At 62.4% G+C, this 20,277-nt stretch carries 20 protein-coding genes and 6 pseudogenes; 13 read left to right on the forward strand and 13 right to left on the reverse strand.

Annotation, left to right across the window (positions count from 1 at the left end; all coding sequences use genetic code 11):
• Positions 1 to 61: 61 nt before the first annotated feature.
• Complete coding sequence (locus H9L15_RS06190) at positions 62 to 535, reverse strand: hypothetical protein (RefSeq protein ID WP_223276562.1); 474 nt, start codon at positions 533 to 535, stop codon at positions 62 to 64.
• A gap of 109 nt (positions 536 to 644) precedes the next feature.
• Between H9L15_RS06190 and H9L15_RS06195 the strand changes: the two are divergent.
• Positions 645 to 2,701, forward strand: a pseudogene (locus H9L15_RS06195) (transglycosylase domain-containing protein); the annotation flags it as partial.
• Positions 2,702 to 2,751: 50 nt separating this feature from the next.
• On the opposite strand, the gene H9L15_RS20235 reads toward H9L15_RS06195, so the two are convergent.
• Positions 2,752 to 3,162, reverse strand: a complete 411-nt coding sequence (locus H9L15_RS20235) for a M48 family metallopeptidase (RefSeq protein WP_187715544.1) — start codon at positions 3,160 to 3,162, stop codon at positions 2,752 to 2,754.
• 260 nt (positions 3,163 to 3,422) lie between these two features.
• Positions 3,423 to 3,794 (reverse strand): YcgN family cysteine cluster protein, encoded by a 372-nt coding sequence (locus tag H9L15_RS06205; protein WP_262984934.1) that lies wholly within the window; start codon positions 3,792 to 3,794, stop codon positions 3,423 to 3,425.
• Positions 3,795 to 3,937: 143 nt separating this feature from the next.
• Between H9L15_RS06205 and H9L15_RS06210 the strand changes: the two genes are divergently transcribed.
• The gene (locus H9L15_RS06210) at positions 3,938 to 4,537 is read left to right on the forward strand and encodes an ankyrin repeat domain-containing protein (protein ID WP_187715545.1); all 600 of its coding nucleotides are present in this window, start codon (positions 3,938 to 3,940) and stop codon (positions 4,535 to 4,537) included.
• Between the two features lie 3 nt (positions 4,538 to 4,540).
• Here the strand turns inward: H9L15_RS06210 and H9L15_RS06215 are convergent.
• The 9 genes and pseudogenes from H9L15_RS06215 to H9L15_RS06255 form a co-directional block, all read right to left on the reverse strand.
• Positions 4,541 to 5,022, reverse strand: a pseudogene (locus H9L15_RS06215) (MmcB family DNA repair protein).
• A 42-nt stretch (positions 5,023 to 5,064) separates the two neighbouring features.
• On the reverse strand, positions 5,065 to 5,613 hold the full coding sequence (locus H9L15_RS06220) for a cell wall hydrolase (RefSeq protein WP_187715546.1): 549 nt from the start codon (positions 5,611 to 5,613) through the stop codon (positions 5,065 to 5,067).
• A gap of 281 nt (positions 5,614 to 5,894) precedes the next feature.
• The gene (locus tag H9L15_RS06225) at positions 5,895 to 6,194 is read right to left on the reverse strand and encodes a DUF1491 family protein (RefSeq protein WP_262984935.1); all 300 of its coding nucleotides are present in this window, start codon (positions 6,192 to 6,194) and stop codon (positions 5,895 to 5,897) included.
• A gap of 29 nt (positions 6,195 to 6,223) precedes the next feature.
• Positions 6,224 to 6,703: a PaaI family thioesterase gene (locus H9L15_RS06230; protein WP_187715548.1), complete on the reverse strand. Its 480-nt coding sequence runs from the start codon at positions 6,701 to 6,703 to the stop codon at positions 6,224 to 6,226.
• Positions 6,684 to 7,148 carry a PTS sugar transporter subunit IIA gene (locus H9L15_RS06235; protein ID WP_187715549.1) on the reverse strand — a complete coding sequence of 155 codons (465 nt, stop codon included), beginning with the start codon at positions 7,146 to 7,148 and terminating at the stop codon, positions 6,684 to 6,686. Before H9L15_RS06235 ends, H9L15_RS06230 begins: the two co-directional genes overlap by 20 nt.
• A 60-nt stretch (positions 7,149 to 7,208) precedes the next feature.
• Entirely contained in the window at positions 7,209 to 7,784 is a 576-nt protein-coding gene (gene hpf / locus H9L15_RS06240; protein ID WP_187715812.1) for a ribosome hibernation-promoting factor, HPF/YfiA family, read from the reverse strand.
• Between the two features lie 65 nt (positions 7,785 to 7,849).
• The gene (gene dnaQ / locus H9L15_RS06245) at positions 7,850 to 8,551 is read right to left on the reverse strand and encodes a DNA polymerase III subunit epsilon (RefSeq protein WP_187715550.1); all 702 of its coding nucleotides are present in this window, start codon (positions 8,549 to 8,551) and stop codon (positions 7,850 to 7,852) included.
• A 16-nt stretch (positions 8,552 to 8,567) separates the two neighbouring features.
• Complete coding sequence (gene coaE / locus H9L15_RS06250) at positions 8,568 to 9,152, reverse strand: dephospho-CoA kinase (RefSeq protein WP_187715813.1); 585 nt, start codon at positions 9,150 to 9,152, stop codon at positions 8,568 to 8,570.
• A 78-nt stretch (positions 9,153 to 9,230) separates the two neighbouring features.
• On the reverse strand, positions 9,231 to 9,773 hold the full coding sequence (locus tag H9L15_RS06255; RefSeq protein ID WP_187715551.1) for a Maf family protein: 543 nt from the start codon (positions 9,771 to 9,773) through the stop codon (positions 9,231 to 9,233).
• A gap of 297 nt (positions 9,774 to 10,070) precedes the next feature.
• On the opposite strand from H9L15_RS06255, the gene hemE reads away from it, so the two are divergent.
• The 11 genes and pseudogenes from hemE (at position 10,071) to H9L15_RS06305 (ending at position 19,890) form a co-directional block, all read left to right on the forward strand.
• Complete coding sequence (hemE, locus tag H9L15_RS06260; RefSeq protein ID WP_398286785.1) at positions 10,071 to 11,135, forward strand: uroporphyrinogen decarboxylase; 1,065 nt, start codon at positions 10,071 to 10,073, stop codon at positions 11,133 to 11,135.
• Positions 11,132 to 11,583, forward strand: a pseudogene (locus H9L15_RS06265) (CopD family protein). Before hemE ends, H9L15_RS06265 begins: the two are co-directional and overlap by 4 nt.
• A 183-nt stretch (positions 11,584 to 11,766) precedes the next feature.
• Entirely contained in the window at positions 11,767 to 13,023 is a 1,257-nt protein-coding gene (gene rho, locus H9L15_RS06270; protein WP_187715552.1) for a transcription termination factor Rho, read from the forward strand.
• A 77-nt stretch (positions 13,024 to 13,100) separates the two neighbouring features.
• A complete protein-coding gene (locus tag H9L15_RS17240; protein ID WP_223276564.1) occupies positions 13,101 to 13,271 on the forward strand; it encodes a TerC family protein in 171 nt (56 codons plus the stop codon).
• 2 nt (positions 13,272 to 13,273) lie between these two features.
• On the forward strand, positions 13,274 to 13,765 hold the full coding sequence (locus H9L15_RS06275; RefSeq protein WP_223276565.1) for a TerC family protein: 492 nt from the start codon (positions 13,274 to 13,276) through the stop codon (positions 13,763 to 13,765).
• Between the two features lie 74 nt (positions 13,766 to 13,839).
• Positions 13,840 to 14,549 (forward strand): annotated as a pseudogene (locus tag H9L15_RS06280) (TerC family protein).
• Positions 14,550 to 14,576: 27 nt separating this feature from the next.
• Positions 14,577 to 15,856, forward strand: a pseudogene (gene mnmE, locus H9L15_RS06285) (tRNA uridine-5-carboxymethylaminomethyl(34) synthesis GTPase MnmE).
• 66 nt (positions 15,857 to 15,922) lie between these two features.
• Positions 15,923 to 17,598, forward strand: a pseudogene (mnmG, locus tag H9L15_RS06290) (tRNA uridine-5-carboxymethylaminomethyl(34) synthesis enzyme MnmG).
• Complete coding sequence (gene rsmG / locus H9L15_RS06295) at positions 17,595 to 18,206, forward strand: 16S rRNA (guanine(527)-N(7))-methyltransferase RsmG (protein WP_187715553.1); 612 nt, start codon at positions 17,595 to 17,597, stop codon at positions 18,204 to 18,206. The pseudogene mnmG and the gene rsmG overlap by 4 nt, the downstream one beginning before the upstream one ends.
• 5 nt (positions 18,207 to 18,211) lie before the next feature.
• Complete coding sequence (locus H9L15_RS06300; RefSeq protein ID WP_187715554.1) at positions 18,212 to 18,994, forward strand: ParA family protein; 783 nt, start codon at positions 18,212 to 18,214, stop codon at positions 18,992 to 18,994.
• Entirely contained in the window at positions 18,991 to 19,890 is a 900-nt protein-coding gene (locus tag H9L15_RS06305; RefSeq protein ID WP_187715555.1) for a ParB/RepB/Spo0J family partition protein, read from the forward strand. The genes H9L15_RS06300 and H9L15_RS06305 overlap by 4 nt, the downstream gene beginning before the upstream one ends.
• Before the next feature lie 3 nt (positions 19,891 to 19,893).
• Here H9L15_RS06305 and H9L15_RS06310 read toward each other — a convergent pair whose 3' ends face one another.
• Entirely contained in the window at positions 19,894 to 20,256 is a 363-nt protein-coding gene (locus H9L15_RS06310; RefSeq protein ID WP_187715556.1) for a DNA polymerase III subunit delta, read from the reverse strand.
• Positions 20,257 to 20,277 lie beyond the last annotated feature (21 nt).

Here is a 20,277-nt window from a genome sequence, read left to right on the forward strand (position 1 = left end):
TGGGCCATTCTCTCAAGGGTATTCCACGGTGATCGGCAGCTCACCCCGGAAGTCGCCATCGTTACTTCCGTTGAAACGAATTCGCCCGCCGAAGCGGAAATTGAGAATGCCCGCGAATCGAGGCGAGGGTCGCCCGGCAAGTCGGTGACGATCTCGTCGATCGTGATTCGCCCGCCTCCCATGGAGTGCAGCTGAAGACGCGATGGCATGTCGATTCGAACGGAGCGGCCAGGCTCCCCCGGATATGCGCTTCGCCGACCATCGCCCGTCCGCCCATTGCCTCAACGGAGCCCGAAGTCTGCCGGGTTCCGTTGGGCAGCAGGGTTGCCGTGCCTTCACCATCGCCAAGGACGACCAGCCGGTCGAAGTCGAGGCTGGCTTCGATTTGGAGCTCGATGATCTCGCCGGACGAGTCTGCTCTGGGCGCGGTTACCGGCTTGTCGCAGAGCCTGCACTGGGCGCGCGCGTCGGGGATCGCCGCCAGCAACGCCGCCGCCGCCAAACCCACAGCAAAGAGTGCGGTGCGGGCCAACATGCGGCCGTGGCTACGGGTGAAACATCAAAACAGGGTTAATCCTGCGGTAAGATGCCGATGGCGATAGCGCTTGTCGGGTGTCACATGAGTTTATAATCCTCGTCACACGATGGCCCGCGCCGCTTCGAACCCCATCCGCAGGCCACTCGTGACCGCGCTGAAGATTGCCCTTTACGGAGCGCTGCTCGGCCTGATCGCCCTGATCGTCGCGGTCGCGGTCGCCTATGCCAATCTTCCCAGCTACTCGGACCTCAAGAGCCGCACCGGGCAGGGGCAGATGATCCGCGTCCGAGCATCGAACGGCGCGGTCCTGGTCAACATCGGCCCAAGCTTCGGGCAGTGGCTCCCCTACGACCAGATCCCGGCCGAAATGCGCGCCGCGATGATCGCGGTGGAGGACAAGCGCTTTCGCTCGCACCTCGGAGTCGATCCGGTCGGAGTCGCTCGCGCCGCGAAAGTGCGCGTGGACACCGGGCACTGGACGCAGGGCGGATCGACCATCACCCAGCAGCTGGCCCGCAACATCTTTCTCACCAACAGCCGCACGTTCGGCCGCAAGGTGAAGGAGGCGGTCCTCGCGCTGGCGATCGAGCGCAAGTTCACCAAGGACCAGATTCTCGAGCTCTACCTGAACCGCGTCTATTTTGGCGGCGGCGCCTACGGCATCGATGCGGCGTCTAGGCGCTTCTTCGGGCATAGCGCACGCAACCTTTCGCTGGGCGAGGCCGCGATCATCGCCGGCCTGGTGAAGGCACCGTCGAACTATTCGCCGACCGCCGACATTGAGGCTGCCCGTAGCCGGTCCGAGGTCGTTCTCAAGACCATGGTCGACAATGGGTTCGTCTCGCCGGACCGCGCCGCGCAGGTCGATTCCGCTGCGGTGAAGATCCAGCCGACCACCAAGCAGAACAGCGTTCGATACTTCACCGACTGGGCGCTGCCCAGCTCGACACGTTGATCGATGAAAGCAACGAACCGATCGACGTCTGGACGACGCTTGATCCGAACATGCAGGCCGCGGCGGAGCGGGCAATTGCTGCCAACGCGCCCGCCAATGCCCAAGGTGCTCTGGTATCGCTCGACAGGGACGGCGCCGTTCGCGCCATGATCGGCGGCAAGGATTACGTCGATTCCATCTACAATCGCGCTACGCAGGCGGAGCGCCAGCCCGGCTCATCGTTCAAGCTGTTCGTGTACCTGGCGGCGCTCGAGTCCGGGATGAAGCCGACCGACACCATCGTCGATGAACCGGTGACGATCGACGGCTGGACGCCGCGCAACTCGACGCGAACCAACCGCGGTCCGGTCAGCCTGCGCGAAGCCTTCGCTCTGTCGATCAACACGGTCAGTGCCAAGATCGGCGCCCAGCTCGGGTTCGGCACGATCGCCGACATGGCCGCCGCTTCGGTATCACCAGCAAGATCTCGACCTATCCTTCGATGGTGCTTGGCACGAGCGACGTGCGCCTGATCGACATGACTCGGGCCTTTGCGTCGGTCGCCAACCAGGGGTCTCTGTTACGCCGTATGCGATCCGCAAGGTGGTCACCGCCGACGGCCGGCTGCTCTATCAGAAGGAAAGCGAGGAGGGCCGAGTGCTGGTCGCTCCCTGGGTTGCTGCGGAAATGACAGACCTGCTGCAATCTGCCGTGCTGACGGGTACGGGTCGCGCCGCGCAGATCGGACGGCCGGTGGCCGGCAAGACCGGAACCACGAGCTCCAACAAGGACGGCTGGTTCATCGGCTTCTCGAGCGGCCTGACAACCGGAGTCTGGATGGGCCGCGACGATGCTCGCGCAATTGCCGGATTGCAGGGTGGCACCGCCCCCGCGCGCGCCTTTCATGACTTCATGGTCGTCGCCGTCGCCAACCGGCCGGTGGAGAATTTCCAGACCGAAGTGCCGATGCCCGACTGGAACCTCGATGCCGAGGAAGATCCCTATGCCGTCGACAATAGCGTTGGCCCGCCTCCGCTGGTCGACGAGAATGGCAATCCGCTTCCCGGTCAGCCGATCGACACCATTCCCCCGCCCGGCCAGCCGCTTCCGGGCCAGCCCCAGCAAGTGCCCCAGACCGGCAATCAGCTCGACCAGCAGTGGCTCGACAAGGTGCTTCCCCTGGAAGTGCGGACCGCCAGCAACCTCAGCGGCAGCCGGCGCCCCGGCCGCAAGTGGTCAGGCCGCCCCAGCCGGGTTCACAGCGTCCGCCCGATCCGCTTCAACCGGCCCCGATCCGTCGCAGCAATAGCCGCGCGGCGTCGGCGTCACCGTCGAAGAGCTCGCGCTCCAATGCCTTGAATTCGGGACCGTGATTGAGGTGCACGAGGTGCGCGACCTCGTGGGCGACGACGTATCGCCGGACCTCCGACGGAGCGAGAATCAGCCGCCAGCTGTAACGCAGCCGGCCAGCCGACGAGCAGCTTCCCCAACGCGTGTCGGGATCGCCCACTGACACGCCTTTCAGCGTCACCTTCGCGCGTTCTGCGAACTCCGCCGTCTCCTCGGAAAGCAGCTTGAGAGATCGGCGGCGCAGGAAAACTTCGATGCGCCTGGCAAAGCCATCTCGCGGTCCCCACAGGCGAGTAAATCGCCTTCCAGTCGCGGCGTTCGCGGTGCCTCTTCGGACCAACTGAGGCGCACATCTCGCCCTCGACCGGGATTACCGCGCCGGGCTCGAACGGCTCGGCTGGCAGCATCGCTGCGACTTGCGTTTCGACCCAGTCGCGCTGCTCCGCAGCCCACTTCAGGGCCGCCTTGCGGCTCATTCGCAACGGACCGGTGAGCTTTAGCACCTGGCGCTTCTCGTCCAGGCGCAGGCGCAGGCGCCGCGCACCCCGGATGCCGCGAATTTCGACCGGCAACGGAAGGTCGCCGTGCCGAAAGAGAGCCTCAGAGCCCGCGGTCGACGACATGATCTTCCAGTTCATCCACATCGAGTTCGCTCACCGTCCAGCCACGCGTCGATTGGCCCGCTTCGTGCACCGTCTCGCGGCTCCCCGAAATAAGATAATGCCATGCGCGAAGCGGCTTTCCTTCCGACCGCAGCCGATAGGCGCAACTTTCTGGCAACCAGTCGAGTCCACCGAGCGAGTTGCGGTCCAGCACCACGCAATCTGTCACGCGCTTCTTGCGGTGAGCGTAGTCGATGCACATCCCATTCTTGCGGTCGAGAAGCGCGCAGGCGACGTTCGTAGGATAAAGCAAGCCCGTGTCTTCATCCTCGAGCTTGTGCAGGCAGCACCGCCCGCAGCCGTCACACAACGCCTCCCACTGCCCGCGATCCAGTTCGGACAGCGGCCGCTCCAGAACGGGATGGAAGTTTTGCTCGGCTTGGCCATGACAAGTTCAGACATGCTTTGCTATCGGGGCGCGTTCAAGGAGCAGGGCTCAAAAGGGCAGACAATATGAAATGGTTCGCATTGATCGCTTTCGCGCTTGCGGCAGCATCGGCGCCGGTGGCCGCACAATATGTTTCAGATGCTGAGCCGTTCCTGACTGCGGTCCGCTCACGCGACGGCAACAAGGCGACCGAGTTGCTGGAAAGCCGCCCGGCCCTTCTCAATTCCCGGAACCTGAAGGGCGAGACTGCGCTCACCATCGTCATCGCGCGCGGTGACGATTTGTGGACCAAGTTCCTGCTCGGCAAGGGCGCCGACCCGAACCTGGCGGATGGAGGCGGAAACACTCCGCTAATCGTTGCTGCGCGGGTTGGCTACACCGATGCCGTCGACATGCTTCTGCAACTCGGCGCAAAGGTCGACGCTACCAATAAGATGGGCGAGACCGCGCTAATCCTCGCGGTCCAGCAGCGCCAGTTGGAGTCGGTGAAGCTTCTTCTCGCCAGGGGCGCGAACCCTGACAAGAAGGATGCCGCTGCCGGGTATTCGGCTCGCGATTATGCGAAGCGCGACACGCGCAATCGTAAGATCATCGCGACCATCGAAGCGGCTGGCAAAGCGAAGCCGGCCAAGACCGACGATCTCGACAGCTTCAAGCTGAAGTAGGCCCTAGAAATCGTCGCCCATGCTTGGGTCGATCTGCGCCGACAAGCGCCGGGCTGCTCTGCGCGCGAACCTCAGTAGCTCTGCCTTTCGCCGTGCCGGCGCCAGCGGCCGATAGGTCGCCTCACGGATCAGCACCGCGTCGTAGCGGTCGGCCACGATCAGGCCGGCCTCGCCAGGCTTGAACCGCTCGCCGTCACAGATGGATGCCAGATCCGGTGGGACGGCCCAGAAGAAGCGATCGCAATAGTCCAGGTAGTCGGTCCACTTTCCGTCGCCAAGCAGGTCGGCCTTCGCAACCTTGATCTCGACGATCGTCAGCAGCCCTTGGCATCGATGGCCATCATGTCCGCCCGCCGCCCGTTAGGGAGCGGCACTTCGCAGATCGCGAACAGGTCGGAGCGGCAGAACAGCCGGGTCACTCCGCGCGCCACTTCGGCAGCGATTGGCGGAGCGTCGGCAAAGCACGAATCGATTAGGGTGGCCATCGCTGGTCACCCTAGAACGAAACAAGAATATCGAAAACCGCTCTAGCGGTAGAAGACGTGATTCCCGATCGATGCGACGCGCTTCAGGCGCCAGCCCGGGGACACGCGCTTGGCGTGAAAGAACAGCGCGTTTTCGGCCGCGGAATCCTTGAGGTCCTGGTCGACAATCTTGGCGATTGCGACAGCCGTCTGCCACTGGCGGTTCGACCGCGCGACCGTCGGAAGCGACCGGCCGCGAATGAAGCTGAACTGCCCACGCTGGAACAGCACGCCGCAATAGGTGGACGGAAAGCGGCCGTTCGAATTCGCACGGTTGGCGATGACCTCGCCAACAGCCAGCTGCCCCGCCAGGGGCTCGCTCTTCGACTCGAAATAGATTCCGACCGCGAGGCACTCGAGCTCCCGACTCCCGGCGTCGGGGCCGCGAAGCTGGGCCACCAGCGACGAAAGGTCGCCCGTCGGCTTGACGATTTGCGGAGCAACGGAGTCTGCCGCGCCATCAACGTCCGACTGTGTGTCGGCATCAGGCGTATAGGTCGGGTTGGTAATCGGTTCCGGAACGACGATCTTCGGAAGCGAAGCAGTCGTCACGGGAATTAGCGGCTCTTGCGAAGTCGGGCCGACTTGGGCCGGAGCAACCGAGCTTGCGCTGGCTGCGGCGAAGATCAGCAAGGCCGATCGTAAAGTCACAAACATGAAATCCGAACATTGGGCGGTGAACCGACATCACAGGCGCGCAACATCGCACTCAAAAACTGTGCTTAGCGCCTGGTGTTTGTTCCCCGTCTTGCGTGGCACCTGCCCCGGCTTGTTCCGGTAAGATGGTGCCCCCGCTCTTGTTGGACCCTGTTTTCCCGGCGCGGGAGCAGGGGTCAACCCGAGCCGGTCGTTTCAGCGATGAATCGTTCCGGCTCCGCGACGTCCAGTTCAATTAACCAGAAATCCGGGTCGAATCGCGATTTCCGCGCGATCAAATCGCCAAGAGTTTCGGAACCATCAGTTTTGAAGACCCAGTCGTAAGTGAAGTTCGGCCCGAGTTCCCGCTCAAGAATTCCGCAAAAATCTCCTCTTTTCTGAATATAGAGGACAACTGCGCCGCGATCCGGATCGCCCCTGCGGAGCATGGTTGCGAAACCGCCCTCCGCTTCGACCCGTCGCATGATCGCCGACACTTCGACGTGCGCCGGAAGGCGTTCGTTCATCAGCTTTTGTAGCCGGGCAGGCTGCTCAACGGGATGTGAGACCTGACGAACGTGCCGGTCCCGCGCGCGGCTTCCTCTCCGTCCGAGCCGATGATGTGAGCATCGGCGATCAGCACCCTGCGGCGCCCGCTGATCCAGCGTCCCTCGGCGACGGCCTCACCCGCGCGCATCGGCCGCGTGAAGTGCAGGTTGAAGGCTGTGGTCAGGAGGAAGCGGTCGCTGACGAGGCTGTTCGCGGCGTAGAAAGCCACGTCGTCGAGCATCTTGAAATATAGCGTTCCGTGCGCCGCACCTGCCGCGTGAAATGACGATTCGTCGACCTGGAACCGGATCCTGGCATGACCCGGCCCGCTGATCTCGATCCGCGATTCAAATGTCCGGTTGACCGGGGCCGAGCGGTAGAGCGATTCGAGACGGCGGAAATGCCCTTCCGCTCCGGTCGCCGTCAGCTCGGAAGCGTCAGGCGGCGTCTCGCTCATCGGCCCCCATGAGAACGGCCGCGAGCGCGTCCCGGCTGCGGGCGCCTCGCATCTTCTCCAGCGTCGGAGCATGGCGCGTAACACGGCTGATCGCGGCCAGGGCCTTCAAATGCTCCGCCCCCGCATCGGGCGGCGAGAGAAGCAAAAACACGAGGTCGACCTTTTGTCCGTCGATCGACTTGTAGTCGACCGGCTCCGCGAGGCGCACGAACAAGCAATAGATCCGATTGAGGCCTTCGATCTTGCCATGCGGGATGGCGACGCCCTGGCCGAACCCCGTCGATCCAAGCCGTTCGCGTTCGGAAACGCTCGACATGATCTCGCCGGCGTCGGCGAGAAGACGACCGGCCGCAATCTGCGCCAACTGCTGCAGCAGCGCGCGCTTGTTGCCGCCCGGCAGTGCAGGCTTGATCGCGTCAAAATCCAGGAAATCGGCCAGTTGCATATTCTACTCACCACTACGGCAAACGCCGCACGTCCACCGATACACACATTCCAGATGTTGTCAGCGGGCGGGCGGTTCAACCCAGCCGATATTACCGTCGTCGCGGCGGTAGATCATGTTCAATTCTCCCGATGCCCTATTCTTGAACATCAGCGCGTTCGTGTTGCGCAGGTCGAGCATCATCACCGCGTCGGACACAGTGGCCTCGGGAATGTCGACTTTCGTCTCTGCGATGATCGCAGGATGGTCCGACGACTCCTCGGATTGCTCCTCGGCCTCCGGCGGGACTGCGAAAATGGTATAGCCGGCCGTCTCGACGAAGTCGTCGCTGCCATTCCCTTTATGGTCGCGCAGTCGCTTGGCGTAGCGACGCAACTGCTTCTCGATCTTGTCACCCGCGCCTTCGAACGCAATCCTGGCTTCCGGCGCCCGGTGATGCGCCTTCAAAACCACTCCCTGGGCGACCGGCGCGACGATATCGCAAATGAAATCGTTATGGGGCCCCGGACTCATGGTCACATTGGCCGAAACGGCTCGCGAGAAGTATTTTTCGGTCAGCGATTGCATCCGGCCGACTGCCAGTTCGCGAAGCGAATCCCCGATGTCGACCTGATGGCCCGTCACCCGTACGTCCACCATTCAGCCCTCCTTTCCTGTGCGGCGCGCCGGCTAGGCGCGCTCCGGCCATTGCGTCAATCACCCTAGGCGGCGAGTGGCGCGAAGCGTTCCCAAAGCGGGTTCGCCATACGTGCGATAAACGCACGATGCCGTTCCAGTTCCTCCGCGCTCGCAAAGTGCGGACGCGGAACGCGCGGCTCGCGGACCGTAACGGTCGGTCCGCCGACTTTGACATCCTTGGCGTTGGTATCGGCGACCAGGCCGAGACCGATCTGCCTCCCACCGGTCAACTCGACATAGACTTGCGCAAGAAGCTGAGCATCGAGCAACGCGCCGTGCTTCACGCGAAGGCTGCGATCGACGCCGAAGCGCGTGCATAAGGCATCGAGGCTGTGTTTCGCGCCTGGATGCCGCGTACGCGCAAGCACCAGCGTATCGACCATCCTGCTCATGCAGACGAGCGGCCGACCGCACAGCTGGAGCTCGTGATTGAGGAAGCCGAAATCGAACGAGGCGTTGTGCGCAACGAGCGGCGAATCCGCCAGGAACTCGATCAGCTCCTCGACCTTGTCCTCAAAGAACGGCTGCGCCGACAGGAACAGGTTGCTGAGTCCGTGGATCGCCTCGGCCTCGGCAGGCATGTGGCGTTGCGGATTGAAATAGGCGTGAAAATGGCGGCCGGTCTCGACCCGATTGACCATCTCGATGCAACCTATTTCGACCATCCGGTCGCCACCGGCGGGATTCAGGCCGGTGGTTTCAGTATCGAAGACAATCTCTCGCACCCGATTTCTATCGGCCTCAGCGGAGCCCGAGACAATAAAGAATTTCATTCACCTGGGCTTCGGTTGCGGAAAGGTCGGCGCCGGTATCGACGACGAAGTCGGCACGCTCCCGCTTTTGGGCGTCGGGCATTTGCCGCGCCAAGATCGCATTCAGCTTGGCCTCGTTCATCCCAGGTCGCTGAAGTACCCTTTCGCGCTGGACCTCGGCCGGAGCCGAAACCACGATGACCTTGTCGAACGCCTCTTCGCCGCCGGTTTCGAATAACAAGGGAATGTCGAACAGAAGCGCCGATGCGTCTTGATGATCTTCGATGAAACGCTGACGCGCGGCCTGCACTTCCGGATGGACGATAGCCTCAAGAGCTTGAAGCTCCGCCGGGGCACCGAGCACGGCCCGCGCCAGTGTCTCCCGATCGAGCACAGTTCCGCGAACGGCATCCGGGAAACGCTTGCCGATCGCCGCAATCATTTCCGGATCGTTGGCCTGCAAATCGCGGACGACAGCATCGGCATCGAACAACGGTATGCCCGCCTTCTCGAACAATCTCGCGACCGTGGACTTCCCCATTCCGATGGAGCCGGTGATCGCGAGCATCATCATTGCACCGCCCCGCGAGCCTGGCGTCGTGACGTCAAACATGACGTCATGACTGCATCAGACCCTTGTTGCGAAGCCGCTTCAGCAAGGGAGCAGCGGCATGCCCAGGATCGTGAAGTGCCCTCCAGCGATCGTCTCGAACAGCTGGATCCCGCGGCCCTCGATGCGGAACACGCCCACGGTATTGCCGACGTCCGGCCATTCTGCATCGAGGTAGGACTGGATGAACTCCTCCGAAAGGTCGCGAACTTCCAGCTCGGCCCGGCCGAAGTGCGACCAGTCGACCTCTCCGTCGCGAGCCAAGGCCACGCCGCTCGTCAGCAGCATCTTCTTGCCGGAGAATTTCCGAAGGTGCTCGGCGGCCTCTTCGCGGCTGGCGGGCTTGTTGAACAGTGCGCCGTCCACGCCGACCACGGAATCGCTGCCAATCACCCAGTCGCCCGGCCGCTCCCGACTGACCGCGACCGCCTTGGCTTCCGCGAGACTCTTTGCGATCATTTCCAGACCCTTCCCGAGGTCCTTCTCGGCACTCTCGTCGATATTCGCCGGGACGACTTCGAACTCGAGCCCGACGTTCTCGAGGATTTGGCGGCGGATGGGGCTAGCGGACGCGAGGATCAGCACGTTTGGAACAACCTTGTGGAAAAGTGGGTGTGGCGTCCTAGCGCGGAGTTGGGGAGCGGCTCAATCGTGCCATTCTTCGACGTCCCTTTTGGACCTTCCCGAGATTCATCCACGGGCGCCCGATTCTATCCCCAGCCTGTGAATCGCGGGCACGAGCCAAGGCGACTCGCCGGTTCCCCTCAGGAGTCCGGAACGCACTCTTGTTGGCAAATACGGGAGCCACGCCTAAACCCCGCGTCCCGCGCGCCAACAACATCATCAGTCTTCTAAGAATCTATATATAAGGGAGAGTAGAGGGTGGCTTCGAGCCCGAGCGAAACCTGTGAAATCGGATCGTTGCAGAAGCCCATGCTGGCCGTACTGAGCGGTGAGCGGCGTGATCCGCCTCCCGTCTGGATGATGCGCCAGGCCGGTCGCTACCTCCCTGAATATCGCGAGTTGCGAGCCGATCGCGGAAGCTTTCTCAATCTGGTCTATGACAGCGAAGCCGCGGCGGAAATCACGCTGCAGCCGCTGCGCCGCTTCCCGGAACTCGACGCGGCGATCCTGTTCTCGGACATCCTCATCGTCCCATTTGCATTGGGCCAGAACCTGACCTTCGTCACGGGCGAGGGTCCGCGCCTCACGCCTCCGCTCGCAAATGCTTCCCTGGAGGACCTCCAGCCTGCGCTGCAGCGCCTGGATCCGATTTACGAGACGGTTCGCAGGGTGAAGGCAGCGCTCGACCCGTCGAAGACGCTGATCGGCTTTGCAGGAGCGCCCTGGACGGTCGCGACCTACATGGTCGCCGGCCAGGGCAGCCGCGACCAGTCGGAAACGCGCCGGCTGGCCTATGCCGACCCGGCGCGATTTGCAGCCATCATCGAGAGTATCGAGATGACGACGCTCGATTATCTGTCCGGACAGATCGAGGCCGGAGCGGAAGCAGTCCAGTTATTCGACAGTTGGGCCGGCAGCCTGGCTCCGGCCGAGTTCGAGCGCTGGGTCATTGCGCCGACCGCGCGCATCGCGACCGCCGTCAAGCAGCGCCATCCCCATGTTCGGTTCATCGGCTTCCCCAAGGGCGCCGGCGGCAAGCTCGGCGCTTATGCTCGCGAAACCGGCATCGATGCGATCGGCGTCGATGAAACGGTCGATCCGGTCTGGGCCGATCGTGAGCTGCCCTCCGGCCTGCCGGTACAGGGCAACCTCGATCCCCTCGCTTTGCTGTCAGGCGGGGAAAGCCTCGCCGACTCCGTCGAGCGCGTCCTTGACGCCTTCGCGGGACGGCCGCACATCTTCAATCTCGGCCACGGAATTCTTCAGGAAACGCCCATTGCTCATGTCGAGCAGATGCTTGCCCAGGTGAAACAGCGCGCATGAACAACACCTTCGAGCTGCTGACCGTCGCCTATCCGTGGATTAAGGCCGCGCACCTGACGTTCGTCATGTTCTGGATCGCGGGCCTGTTCATCTTGCCGCGCTTCTACGTCTATCATCATGAGACGACCCCGGGTCGGCCGAGGACCGCGCCTGGATCGAGCGGGAGGATCGCGTCCGCACGATCATCCTTACACCGTCGATGATCATCGTCTGGGTGCTGGGCTTGATCTTGGCCTACCTGATTGGTGCCTGGGACCAGCACTGGTTTCAGGCCAAGCTGTTGCTCGTGATCGCCTTGACGGGTTACCAGGGATGGCTGGGCAAGTACGGGAAGGGGCTGGCCGCCGGAAAGCGCCCGCTCGACAGCCGCACCTTGAGAATCATGAACGAGCTGCCGGGAATCGCGACAGCGATCATCGTCGTGCTAGTGATCGTCAAACCGTTCTGATCGCGAATCTTCATTGGCGGCATTGACTTGGGTCACCGCCAGACATACCTCGAACAGCGACGGCTAAATCGGCCAGTTCACTTCCTTTGCCGACGAACCGTTTGTCCCGGATGAGGCGTCCTGCCCGTCCCGAGCTTTTTGACTAAAGCCGTTTTTCCAATCCTTCGTCCGAAGCGATATCGAATGCATCTGAAAGATCTCAAGAAACAAACCCCCGCAGAACTCGTCACCATGGCCGAAGAGCTTGGTGTCGAAGGCGCGTCCACCCTGCGCAAGCAGGATCTCATGTTCTCCATCCTCAAGGTCCGCGCCGAAACCGGTGCCGAGATCATGGGGTCGGGGACGATCGAAGTCCTCAACGACGGCTTCGGCTTCCTCCGCTCTCCCGAGGCCAATTACCTCGCCGGACCGGACGACATCTACGTAGCACCGAGCGTCGTCAGGCGCTTTGGCTTGCGCACCGGCGACACCGTGGAAGGTGAAATCCGCGCTCCCAAGGAAGGCGAGCGCTACTTTGCCCTGACCAAGGTCACCGCCATAAATTTCGACGACCCCGAGGCCGTGCGCCATCGGGTCAATTTCGACAATCTCACGCCGCTCTACCCGACGTCGAAGATCGAGCTCGATCCCAAGGATCCGACGGTCAAGGACAAGTCGGCCCGCGTGATCGACATCGTCGCTCCGCTCGGCAAAGGCCAGCGTGCGCTGATCGTCGCTCCGCCGCGGACCGGCAAGACGGTGCTTCTCCAGAACATCGCCAAGTCGATCACCGACAATCACCCGGAAGTCTTCCTGATCGTCCTGCTCATCGACGAGCGGCCGGAGGAAGTCACCGACATGCAGCGCTCGGTGAACGGCGAGGTGATCAGCTCGACCTTCGACGAGCCGGCTTCGCGCCACGTCCAAGTCGCTGAAATGGTTATCGAAAAGGCCAAGCGCCTGGTCGAGCACAAGAAGGATGTCGTGATCCTTCTGGACTCCATCACCCGGTTGGGCCGCGCCTACAACACGGTCGTGCCGAGCTCCGGTAAGGTGCTGACCGGCGGTGTCGATGCCAACGCACTTCAGCGTCCGAAGCGCTTCTTCGGAGCTGCGCGCAACATCGAGGAAGGCGGATCGCTTTCCATCATCGCGACCGCGCTGATCGACACCGGCTCGAAGATGGACGAAGTCATCTTCGAAGAGTTCAAGGGCACGGGTAACAGCGAAATCGTTCTCGACCGCAAGGTCGCCGACAAGCGCATCTTCCCGTCGCTGGATGTCGGCAAGTCCGGCACCCGCAAGGAGGAGCTGCTGGTCGAGCAGGGCACTCTCAGCAAGATGTGGGTGCTTCGCCGCATCCTCATGCAGATGGGTACGGTCGACGCGATGCAGTTCCTTCTCGACAAGATGAAGGACGCCAAGTCGAACGAGGACTTCTTCGCCTCAATGAACCAGTAAGCTGCGCTAAAGCACCGGCCAGCCATGTGCGGGCCGGTGCGTGCCTCATTTTGCGGCCGGAGCGTTAGTCGTCGAAGATGATCACAGGATTCAGTTTCTCCAGCGTTTTTACTGCGACGGGCATGGCCAAGCTCGGCCAGATCATAGTCGGCGACCTCACCATGGCCGGTGACAATGTCGTCATCATGGGATCGCTGGCGTCTGGGCTACCGGAGAAGGACCGTCGCCGAGTTCTGATGCTCGGGTAGGGATGGCGCTCGCTTTCCTAATCACCTTTGCGGTGATCGCCACGCAGCTCCTACGTGTCACGGGTCTGGTATTTGCCGGCGGCCTCCTCCTGCTCTGGGTTGCCTACAACATGTGGCGGGAGATGCATCCGCGTGCGCCGGTGATCAGTGACGATCCCGATACGCCCGAGATTGAAGGGCCGCCCCGCACCAAGACGTTTCTTCAAGCCGCGATCCAGATCACCATCGCAGATCTCAGCATGAGCCTGGACAACGTGCTGTTGGTCGCGTCGATCGCGCGCGACAATCCGGCGCTTCTCGTGATTGGGCTTACTTTTTCGGTGCTGTTCATGGGATTTGCGGCGAATTACGTCGCCCGGCTCATCCAGCGATATCACTGGATCAATTATATCGGCTTGGCAGTGATCCTCTATGTGGCTCTCAACATGATCCATGAGGGATGGGTCGGTGGCGAGCACGTCCTGGGCTTGAGGGACGCCTTGGGCTTGGTCTAGTCGGGAACAAAGGCCGCCCGAGGCGCTTGGACTGCACGTTTCGCAAAGAGGATTGAAAGTTGCTCGAGATTCTCATGACGACCCTGGGATCGGTCGCCGCGCATTACGGTGCACCGGCCAACATCTGGGCCGCCATCGTCCACGATTTCTCGAATATCACCGAGCCGGCAGCGTTCGCCGCCTTCCTTCAGGTTCTGATGATCGACCTCGTTCTGGCGGGCGACAATGCGATTGTTGTTGGCGCGCTTGCCGCCGGCCTGAACCCGGAACAGCGCCGCAAGGTCATCCTCATCGGCGTCCTCGCCGCCCTCGTGCTCCGCATCATCTTCGCCTTGATAGTCACCCAACTTCTTCAGATTATTGGACTTATCTTCGTTGGCGGACTTCTTCTGCTGTGGGTGGCCTGGAAGATGTGGCGGGAACTGCGTCACAACGGGGAATCGGCCGGGTCTGAAGAGATCCTGGGTGACGAACACTCGGGCTGAAGCCCGCAAAGAGCTTCTCCGGCGCCGTCTGGGCGGTGGCCATAGCGGACGTCTCGATGAGCCTCGACAATGTGCTCGCTGTGGCTGGAGCCGCGCGCGACCATCCGGGCATTCTGATCGTCGGCCTTGTGTTCGCAGTGCTCCTGATGGGTGTCGCGGCCAACGTGATCGCTCGCTACATCGAGCGGTACCGCTGGATCGGCTACGTCGGCTTGCTCGTCATCGTCTATGTCGCGGTGAAGATGATCTACGATGGTTGGGTCCATCCGGAGGTCGGCCTCGGCCAGCTGTTCGCCTGAGCGCTCCCGGTGCGCTAAGCGGCGCACGTGAATTCCGAAACGATCTTTGCGCTATCCAGCGGCCGTCCGCCCGCGGCCGTCAGCGTCATCCGAATTAGCGGCCCGAGGGCGCACGAGGCCGGCGTAAGACTAGCTCGGACCTTGCCGGAGCCACGGCACGCCGCCGTGCGGATCCTCCGCGATGACATGGGCGAACTGCTGGACGAGGCCTTAGTGCTGCGATTCGACGGGCCGCATAGCTCTACCGGTGAGGATGTCGTCGAACTGCACTGCCATGGAGGCCGGGCCATCGTCGACGCGGTTCTCTTGGCCTTGAGAGGCCTGGATGGCTTGCGGGACGCGCTTCCCGGCGAGTTCACGCGCCGCGCTTTCGAAAGTGGCCGCATCGATCTCACCGAAGCCGAAGGGCTGGCCGACTTGCTGGAGGCGGAGACGGAGACCCAGCGCAAGGCTGCGCTTGCACTCGCGGAGGGTAGGCTCAAGCGTATCGTCGAAGACTGGCAAGCGCGGCTCCTCGGATTGTCGGCCCGGGCGGAAGCGGCAATCGATTATGCTGACGAGGACGACGTTGGGTCGGATCCGAGCTTGTCCGATGACTGCGGCGTTTTGGCGGCTGAGCTTGGAGCGTGGCTGGATCGCCCGCGGGTCGAGCCTTTGAAGGACGGTGTTCGGATCGTCGTAGCCGGCCCGCCAAACTCTGGAAAATCAAGCCTAATCAATGCGATAGCTGGACAGGAAAAGGCAATCGTTACCGATGTCCCGGGGACAACGCGCGATCATATCGAAGTCCCGCTTTCGATCCGCGGAGTGCCAGTACTTCTGACGGACACGGCAGGACTTCGAGAGAGCGAAGAGAGGGTTGAACGGATTGGGATCGAGCGCGCGCGAAACCTGGCCCAGAGCGCGGACGTGCTTCTTTGGCTTGGGGACCCAGAGGATGCGCCTGTGCACGACCGCCGGATTCTGGTTCATTCGCGTTCTGACTTAGCAGAGCGGTTCGATGTCCCGGGGGATTCGCTAGCGGTTTCGTCTGTGACGGGGCGGGGCTGAGAGAGTTGCTCAGCGAAGCTTCTCGCCTCGCTACGGAAGTTCTGCCGGGTGAAGGCGAAGTTGCTTTCAATAGGCGACACGCCTCGCACGTGATCGAAGCGAGAGAGGCTCTGCAACGCGTTGTTGCCGTGGAAGATCTCGAACTCGCCGCTGAGGATCTCCGCCTCGCGCGATCGGCTTTTGACCGGCTCACTGGGCGAGCGGGGGTAGAGGACGTACTGGACGCTCTGTTCGGACGGTTTTGCCTCGGAAAGTAATGTTTCACGTGAAACAGTCGTCTGAGACGATTTTCGATCTTCGGCAAATTCGCTAAGCGCATCAGCATGTTCGACGTACTCGTCATCGGAGCCGGCCATGCTGGATGCGAAGCCGCGGCGGCCGCGGCTCGGCGGGGCGCACGTGTGGGCTTGGTCACGTTCCGCGACGAGGACGTCGGTCAGATGTCATGTAACCCGTCCATCGGTGGTGTCGGAAAGGGGCATCTGGTCCGCGAACTGGACGTCTTTGACGGTCTCATGGCTCGAGCAGCGGATCGAGCGGCTATCCACCGCCGGATGCTCAATCGCAGCAAGGGCCCCGCTGTCCAGGGTCCGCGCGTTCAGGCGGATCGCTCCCTGTATCGAGCGGCCATGTGCGAGCTCGTGGGTGCGTCGGGCGTCGAGCTGATCGTGACCGAAGCGATTGCTTTAGTGGTCGTCGGTGGTCGCATCGTCGGCCTCAAGACCGAATCGGGGCTCATCGAATGCCGCGCTCTCGTCATTGCGACCGGCACGTTCCTCGATGCGCGCATCTTCGTCGGTGACCGGATTCGGTCCGGGGGCGGCGCGACGAAAGCTCAGCCGTCGCTCTCGGCGCACAGATTCGAGAGATCGGCCTCGCGCAGGGCCGGCTCAAGACAGGCACGCCACCTCGTCTCGATGGACGCACGATCGACTGGGCCCGGCTTCAGCCGCAGCCCAGTGACGACGATCCCTGGACGATGTCGGCGATCGACGACGGCTTCCGACCGCCGCAGCTAGCTTGCGCGATTGCGCGAACCAATGAGACGACGCACGACATCATTCGCTCGAGTTTCGACCGTTCGCCGCTATTTTCGGGTTCGATCGAGGGGAGGGGTCCACGTTACTGCCCGTCGATCGAGGATAAGGTCCGCCGCTTCGCCGATCGTGATGGGCATCAGATTTTCCTGGAACCTGAGAGCCTTACCAACGCTCTGGTCTATCCTAATGGTGTGTCCACGTCCTTGCCTGAAGAGGTGCAGCTCGCGTTCATGCGCAGTATCTCCGGGCTGGAGCGGGTCGAAATTGTTCGCTGTGGGTACGCGGTGGAGTACGAGTTCGTCGATCCGCGTACGCTTTCATCCACCCTGGAAACCCGAGAAATTGCGGGCCTGTTCCTCGCCGGCCAGATCAATGGCACGACCGGATATGAGGAGGCGGCCGCTCAGGGGCTGGCCGCGGGGCTCAATGCGGCGGCGAAGGCGCTCGATCTCGACTCCGTGCGATTCGACCGGCGGACGAGCTACATCGGTGTGATGATCGACGACTTGACGCTTCAGGGCGTCAGCGAACCGTATCGTATGATGACCGCACGGGCCGAATACCGACTTGCCCTTCGCGCCGACAATTCAACCTCGAGGCTCGGGCAACAGGCTTTGGCAGCACACTGCGTGGGTGACTCGCGTAGAGCGCAGATTCGTGAGCATTTCGAGGCTCGCGGCTGTTCCACGTGGAACATGACCCCCGAAGGCGCCGCGGATGCCCTTTATGCTCCATACTTGGAGCGCCAGGAGCGGGAATGGACTGCTGTACTTGGCGATCGCACCGTGCAAATCCCGGCCAACCTCGATTTTCGGGCGATACCTGGCATTTCGAATGAAATGAGCGAACGACTAAGCGCTGCTCGTCCAGAAACGCTGGACCAAGCGTCTCGCGTTCGTGGCGTCACGCCGGCTGCGTTGTCCGCTCTTTATGTTGCTGCAAGCCGCCGAGCAGCATGATTGAGCAACTAAGAGCCGCCTCCGGCAAAGATGTTCCACGTGAAACACTGGAGCAATTGGAAGCGTATATCGAACTGCTCAAAGAAGAAGCTAGACGGCAGAACTTGATCGCCCCCTCGACGCTCGAAGCGGTCTGGGATCGCCACATCCTCGATTCCGCTCAGCTCTTACGTTTCGAACCATTTTCGGGAGCCGCCTGGGCGGACATAGGCTCCGGTGCGGGACTCCCGGGCATCGTGATCGCCCTTCTGGCGAGCGGGCCGGTTACCCTTATCGAGCCCCGACGCCTGCGTGCAGAATTCCTTGCGCAATGTATCGACCGCCTCTCCCTAGGAGAAAAGGTCACGGTGAAATGCTCGAAGGTCGAGCGCGCGCAGGGCAAGTTCGACGTGATTACCGCTCGCGCCGTCGCAGCTTTGGATCGACTGATTGCTATCGCCGAGCACCTCTCCCACAAAGAGACGGTGTGGGTTCTCCCGAAAGGCAGAAGCGCGCAATCGGAACTGGCGCTGGCCAAGCGAAACTGGCACTGTGACGTTCGGGTCGAACGGAGCTGCACCGATCCCGAATCCGAGATCCTGGTGCTGACAAGGGTGGGGGCCAAGTAGAGTCCATGATCAGGGTCGCCGTTGCGAACCAGAAGGGTGGGGTCGGCAAGACCACCACCGCCATCAATCTTGCGACAGCACTGGCCGCGATCGGCTGGAAGGTCCTCCTGATCGACCTTGATCCGCAGGGCAATGCTTCTACCGGGCTCGGCGTCAACCAGGCGAGCCGCGAGCTGTCGAGCTACGACGTCTTGATCGGCAAGGCTGGAGTCGCTGAGGCGGCAGTCCAGACGCGTGTTCCACGGCTAGAGCTGCTACCCGCGACGATGGATCTCTCCGGGGCCGAAGTGGAACTCGTTTCCCTGGAGGATCGCGCTCGCCGGATGGAACGGGCGCTGGACGCTGTCCCGGCCGGTCGCTGGGACATCTGCCTGATGGACTGCCCGCCCTCGCTTGGTCTCCTGACGGTCAACGGCCTGGTTGCAGCCCGCCATCTTCTGGTACCTCTGCAGTGCGAGTTCTTCGCTCTCGAGGGGTTAAGCCAGCTTCTCCAGACCGTTGAGCGCATTCGTCTCGCTTTCAACCCTGAGCTCCAGATCCTTGGTATTGCGCTGACGATGTTCGATCGCCGCAACAAATTGTCCCAACAGGTTGCGGATGACGTCCGAGCCTGTCTCGGCCGCGCGGTGTTCGATACGGTCGTGCCGCGCAACGTGAGATTGTCCGAGGCGCCCAGCCACGGCCTGCCGGCCCTGATCTACGATCTGAAATGCTCGGGGTCTGAAGCGTACGTTCACCTCGCCCGTGAGCTGATGGGACGCCTGCCGCGCCAGGCGGAGGCAGCATGAGTACGAATCGCCCAGGCTCCGGCCTTGGTCGCGGCCTTTCTGCGCTGCTGGGCGAACAAGCCGCCTCCCCTTCAAGCAAGTCCGACGTCGCGCCGAATCGCCCCGGCGGAGTTCGCGAGATCGAGATCGGTCGGATTCGGCCGAACCCGGATCAGCCGCGCGTACAGTTCAACGAGGAGGCGATCGACGAGTTGGCCGACTCGATCATGGAGCGCGGCGTTCTCCAGCCGATCCTGCTTCGTCCACATGGCGACGGCTTCGAGATCGTGGCTGGTGAAAGGCGATGGCGAGCGGCCCAAAAGGCGCGACTGCACACGATCCCCGCCATCGTTCGCGAGATCGACGATTCGAACACCGCCGAAATCGCCTTGATCGAGAATGTTCAACGCGAGGATTTGAACGCGATCGAAGAAGCCGAGGGATACCGGCAGCTCATCGATCGCCATGGTCATACCCAGGACAATATCGCGAAGCTCGTTCACAAGTCCCGGAGCCATGTCGCTAACTTATTGAGATTGCTCGACCTTCCAGAGTTTGTCCGCCAATCGCTTTTGCGAGGCGATATCACTATGGGTCATGCCCGGGCAGTTGCGACGGCCCCCGATCCCGAGGCGCTGACCAAGGAGGTGATCGCCAAGGGGCTTTCGGTTCGGCAGGCGGAGCAACGGGCACGGGTCGAACGGCCAGGCGCAGGGCACGACATCGCCAGGGGCAGTGCGCGGAACTACAAGAACGTCGACGCGGATGTGGTCGCGCTCGAACGGCAGCTTGGAGATACGCTTGGCCTGAAGGTCCAGATCGCCCACAACGGCCAAAAGGGCGTCGTGACTTTGAGTTACAGCAGCCTCGACCAGCTCGACATGATTTGTCAGCGGCTCACCGGCGAACCGATTTAGGGATCAGCGTCGCCGCGCCTGCCGGGCGATGGCGACAAGTTCTTCGCCCAGCGCTTCGGCCGGCGACGGAGCATCGCCACGCATCAGCCTTCGCTCCAAGTCCCCAGCGCGCTCCGCGACCCGGGCCAGGCCAGAGGAGTCCCACATGCCGAGCATGCGTTCGACAAGTGGCTTATCCTTCCAGAACAGAGCCTTGCCCATTGACGTCATGACAGCAGCGACGCTTTCCCCAGCGTCGACTCGCGCGCGGATCGGCGCAAGCATCAACAGCCGCCGCTGAAGCGAACGGATCACGGGAATGGCGTCCCGCCCGCCTTCATCCATGTCCGCCAGTGTCTCGCCTAGGCTCCGGACGTCTCCCGACAACGCCAGGTCGGCGATGTCCAG

It is taken from the genome of Sphingomonas daechungensis, assembly GCF_014489495.1.
GTDB lineage: Bacteria > Pseudomonadota > Alphaproteobacteria > Sphingomonadales > Sphingomonadaceae > Sphingomicrobium > Sphingomicrobium daechungense.

Excerpts from the sequence above, each read along its gene's own strand:
- H9L15_RS06235 (WP_187715549.1), bottom strand. The coding sequence starts at position 7,148 with ATGCAACTGGCCGATTTCCTGGATTTTGACGCGATCAAGCCTGCACTG.
- H9L15_RS06305 (WP_187715555.1), top strand. The coding sequence starts at position 18,991 with ATGAGTACGAATCGCCCAGGCTCCGGCCTTGGTCGCGGCCTTTCTGCG.
- H9L15_RS06190 (WP_223276562.1), bottom strand. The coding sequence starts at position 535 with ATGTTGGCCCGCACCGCACTCTTTGCTGTGGGTTTGGCGGCGGCGGCG.
- H9L15_RS06230 (WP_187715548.1), bottom strand. The coding sequence starts at position 6,703 with ATGAGCGAGACGCCGCCTGACGCTTCCGAGCTGACGGCGACCGGAGCG.
- H9L15_RS06210 (WP_187715545.1), top strand. The coding sequence starts at position 3,938 with ATGAAATGGTTCGCATTGATCGCTTTCGCGCTTGCGGCAGCATCGGCG.
- H9L15_RS06300 (WP_187715554.1), top strand. The coding sequence starts at position 18,212 with ATGATCAGGGTCGCCGTTGCGAACCAGAAGGGTGGGGTCGGCAAGACC.
- rsmG (WP_187715553.1), top strand. The coding sequence starts at position 17,595 with ATGATTGAGCAACTAAGAGCCGCCTCCGGCAAAGATGTTCCACGTGAA.
- coaE (WP_187715813.1), bottom strand. The coding sequence starts at position 9,152 with ATGATGATGCTCGCGATCACCGGCTCCATCGGAATGGGGAAGTCCACG.
- H9L15_RS06275 (WP_223276565.1), top strand. The coding sequence starts at position 13,274 with ATGGCGCTCGCTTTCCTAATCACCTTTGCGGTGATCGCCACGCAGCTC.
- rho (WP_187715552.1), top strand. The coding sequence starts at position 11,767 with ATGCATCTGAAAGATCTCAAGAAACAAACCCCCGCAGAACTCGTCACC.
- H9L15_RS17240 (WP_223276564.1), top strand. The coding sequence starts at position 13,101 with ATGATCACAGGATTCAGTTTCTCCAGCGTTTTTACTGCGACGGGCATG.